At 67.6% G+C, this 4,027-nt stretch carries 4 protein-coding genes; all 4 read left to right on the plus strand.

What is annotated here, in order from left to right; translation table 11 throughout:
• The first annotated feature begins 365 nt into the window (after positions 1–365).
• Positions 366–1,055 (plus strand): endonuclease III, encoded by a 690-nt coding sequence (gene nth, locus E4F61_RS13920; protein ID WP_133480213.1) that lies wholly within the window; start codon positions 366–368, stop codon positions 1,053–1,055.
• A 90-nt stretch (positions 1,056–1,145) separates the two neighbouring features.
• Positions 1,146–2,387: an OprO/OprP family phosphate-selective porin gene (locus E4F61_RS13925; RefSeq protein WP_133480214.1), complete on the plus strand. Its 1,242-nt coding sequence runs from the start codon at positions 1,146–1,148 to the stop codon at positions 2,385–2,387.
• A 207-nt stretch (positions 2,388–2,594) separates the two neighbouring features.
• Positions 2,595–3,599: a phosphate ABC transporter substrate-binding protein PstS gene (pstS, locus tag E4F61_RS13930; RefSeq protein WP_238382959.1), complete on the plus strand. Its 1,005-nt coding sequence runs from the start codon at positions 2,595–2,597 to the stop codon at positions 3,597–3,599.
• A 153-nt stretch (positions 3,600–3,752) separates the two neighbouring features.
• Positions 3,753–4,027, plus strand: a 275-nt coding sequence (locus tag E4F61_RS13935; protein ID WP_202909017.1) for a substrate-binding domain-containing protein, incomplete at its 3' end; no start/stop codon positions are given.

Below are 4,027 nucleotides of genomic sequence, written 5' to 3' on the forward strand. Positions count from 1 at the left end.
GACGCCGCGCGGCGGATGAAGCCCGCCTCGGGCGCACCCGCCCTGCCCGAGGCCGCTGCCGCCGCGCTCGCGCGCGCGCTGTCGAAGGCGGGCAAGCGATGACGGGCGGCAACGGCCGCAAGGCACCGCGCGCGATCGGAGCCGGCGCTTCCAAGGCCAAACCGAAGGCCGCTGCCCCGCGGCCGGCGTCGGCCCGGACTTCGAAGGACACCAGGACAGGCAAGGCGACCGCGCCCGCGACGAAGCCCGCCACGCGCAAGGCCGCATCGCGCCCCGCGAAGGCAGCGGCGCGCGCGGGCACGACCGCCGCCGCATCCGCGCGGCGACCGGCCGGCGGCGACACCACGCGGCGGGCGAGGCGCCGCATGTCGCGCGCGGAAATCGACGCTCTGTTCGAACGCCTCAGCGACGCCAACCCCGCGCCCACCACCGAGCTCGAATACGCGACGCCCTATGAGCTCCTGGTCGCGGTCGCGCTGTCGGCGCAGGCCACCGATGTGAGCGTCAACAAGGCGACGCGCCGGCTGTTCCCTGTGGCGAACACGCCGTCCGCGATCGCGAATCTGGGCGTCGCCGGCATCGCGCCGTACCTGGCCACGATCAACTTCAACCGCACGAAGGCGAAGAACGTTGTCGCGATGGCCGAGCAGTTGCTCGAGCGCCACGCCGGCGAGGTGCCGCTGGATCGCGAATCGCTCGAGGCGCTGCCCGGCGTCGGGCGCAAGACGGCGAACGTCGTGCTCAACACCGCCTTCGGCGAAACGACACTGGCGGTCGACACGCATATCTTCCGCGTGTCCAACCGCACCGGCCTCGCGCCGGGGCGCGACGTCCGGGCGGTCGAGGACGAGCTGCTCCGCGTCGTCCCTGCCGCGTACCTTCGCCACGCGCACCACTGGCTGCTGCTGCACGGCCGCTACGTCTGCAAGGCGCGCGTGCCCGACTGCCCGCGCTGCATCGTTCGCGATCTCTGCCATTACCCCGACAAGACGCCAGGCGAGGGGCCGCCGCTGGAACTGCCCGCGGTGTCCAAGCGGCAGTCCCGCCGCGGATGACACTTTGCGAACGCGGATTGTGGAACTGTCACATTTACGCAAACTTCACAGCCTAGCCTTCCCCGCGATCCTCCTTCACCCGGACCCGCCATGAAGCTCTCCCGCTCCACGCTCGCCCTGGCCCTGCTGGCCGCCATCGTTGCGCCTGCAGCGCACGCGGAAGTCGCGATCGACGTCATCCACGACTCCGAAGTCTCGTTCGAGGGCCTCGTCCAGGCCGATGCGAACTGGTACCACCGTGACGTGCAGTTCCTCGGCGCCAACAACAACGACGGCGTTGCTCACGACTTCGACATGCGCCGCGCCGAGCTGGTGCTCAAGGGCAAGGGCCCGGGCAACTACGAGTGGGTGTTGGGTTACGACGCGAAGGCCAACAAGTTCCTCGACGTTAACGCCAAGTACAAGCTCGGCGGCGACGCCAACAAGTACATCCAGGTCGGCCAGTTCAAGCAGCCGAACAGCCTGGAAGAGCTGTCGTCGACGAAGAACAACGACTTCATCGCCAAGTCGTCGATCACCAACACGTTCGCGGTGGCGCGCCGCCTCGGCGGCGCCTTCAGCTACGGCGACACCAACTGGTCGACCACCGCCAGCTACTTCGAGCGCGAGCTGACCCGCAACCTCGCGCACGGCAACGGCTATGGCCTGCGCGGCACGTGGGCGCCGATCAACGAAGGCGGCAACGTCCTGCATCTCGGCCTGTCCTACGTGAACATGGACACCGACAGCGACACGCTGCGCCTGCGCGCCCGCCCGCTTGCCGACCTGGCTGGCACGCGCCTGGTCGACACGGGCTCCGGCACCACGGGCATCCGCAATGCCGACCGCATGGCGGTCGCCGGCCTCGAGGCCATGTATGCCACCGGCCCGTTCAAGCTGCAGGGCGAGTACATGCGGGCGAAGGTCAGCCGTTACGCGACCGGCTTCGCGTCGCAGCCGGGCACCTCGTACAACCCGGACGGCTTCTACGTGCAGGGCGTGTGGAACATCACCGGCGAGAAGTTCGGTTACAAGGGCGGCGTGCCGACGACCCCGCTGCCGGCGGACCCGGCAAAGGGCATGTTCCAGCTGGGCCTGCGCTACGACCGCATCGATCTCAATGACGGCGCCCTGTCCCCGGGTGCCACGCCGACCTCCGCACCGGTCGTGAACGGCGTGCTGGGCGGCAAGCAGGATGCGTGGACCGTTGGTGCTAACTGGTACTGGCACTCCAACTTCAAGTTCATGCTGAACTACGTGAAGGTCAACAGCAGCCGCTACAACAGCACGGCCCGCGCCGTCGTCGACGACAACCCGGACATCCTCGAGGCGCGCGTCCAGTTCTACTGGTAATCGCCGCGTCACAACTCTCTCCAAGGGTCGAGTGCTTTGGGAGGCGTAGCGGAAGCTGCGCCTCCTTTTTTTCTGTGCGCGGCTGTCACATGAACGACATGGACGTGCAATCGCGATGTCATCGTGCCGCGATGGAATGCCGACAGGCGGGGCGTACCCGTCCCTCACCAGGAGTCCATCGTGTTGAAGTCCCTCGTCTCCCGCACCCTGCACACGCGCGTGCTGGCGCTCTCCTTCGCCGCGGCGTGCTTCGCCGCGCAGGCCGCCGACATCACCGGTGCCGGCTCGTCGTTTGTGTACCCGGCAATGTCCAAGTGGTCCGCCGACTACGCGAAGGCGACCGGCAAGAAGGTGAACTACCAGTCGATCGGCTCGGGTGGCGGCATCGCGCAGGCCAAGGCCGGCACCGTCGACTTCGGCGCCACCGACATGCCGCTGAAGCCCGACGACATCGCGAAATCGGGCATGGTGCAGTTCCCGATCGTCATCGGCGGCGTGGTGCCGGTGATCAACGTGCCAGGTGTGGCCTCGGGCGCCATGAAGCTCGACGGCAACACCCTCGCCCGCATCTTCCTGGGCGAGATCACCATGTGGAACGACCCGGCGATCGTCGCGCAGAACGGCGGCATCCAGCTGCCCGCGAAAAAGATCACCGTCGTGCATCGCTCGGACGGCTCGGGCACCACGTTCAACTTCGCCAACTACCTGTCCAAGGTCAACGCGACCTGGAAGTCGAAGGCCGGCGAAGGCACGATGGTGCAGTGGCCAGTCGGCATCGGCGGCAAGGGCAACGAGGGCGTCGCGGCCTACGTCAAGCAGATCCAGGGCGGCATCGGCTACGTAGAACTCTCGTACGCGCTGCAGAACAAGATGACGTACGCCCGTCTGAAGAATGCGGCCGGCAACTACGTGCTGCCGAGCGACGACACGTTCGCAGCCGCGGCCCGCAGTGCGAACTGGGGTGAGGCCAAGGACTTCTACCTCGTCATGACCAATGCCCCCGGCGCGCAGGCGTGGCCGATCACCGCCACGACCTTCGCCTTGATGAGCCGCAAGCCGCGCAACGCCGCCGGCGCCAAGAACTCGATCGAGTTCTTCCGCTGGGTCTATACGAACGGCGACGCGCAGGCCCGCGCTCTGGACTACGTGCCCCTGCCGGACACGTTGATCAAGCAGATCGAGGCCTACTGGGCCGCGAACGCAAAGTACTGATCACGCGGTGCTACAGGCGACGGGCCCATCGGGGCCCGTCGTCGTTAGGGCGGCTGCTGTCACATTCGCTGGCAGGTGTCACGACCCTGTAACGAAATGATCATTACATGTGCGCCCATGAGCGGCCATCGTGGCCGCACCGTGGAGACGCCCATGAAGCTCGCCCGCCTCGCCGCCCTTTCCCTCGCCCTTGCCGTTGCCGTGTCCGCCTGCTCGGGCGGCGGCAGCAACTCCGACAAGACGCCGTCCGCCGCGGCGCCCGCAACCGCTACAGACGCCAAGCACGCCGAAATCACCGGCGCCGGCGCCACGTTCATCTACCCGCTGCTGTCCAAGTGGTCGGCGGAGTACGCGCAGAAGACCGGCAGCAAGATCAATTACCAGTCGATCGGCTCGGGCGGCGGCATCGCGCAGATCAAGGCCGGCAC

The organism is Cognatilysobacter segetis, from assembly GCF_004359965.1.
Taxonomy (GTDB): Bacteria; Pseudomonadota; Gammaproteobacteria; order Xanthomonadales; family Xanthomonadaceae; genus Cognatilysobacter; species Cognatilysobacter segetis.

Bases quoted from the DNA above. Each gene is read 5' to 3' on its own strand.
- nth (WP_133480213.1), top strand. From the start codon at position 366: ATGTCGCGCGCGGAAATCGACGCTCTGTTCGAACGCCTCAGCGACGCC.
- E4F61_RS13925 (WP_133480214.1), top strand. From the start codon at position 1,146: ATGAAGCTCTCCCGCTCCACGCTCGCCCTGGCCCTGCTGGCCGCCATC.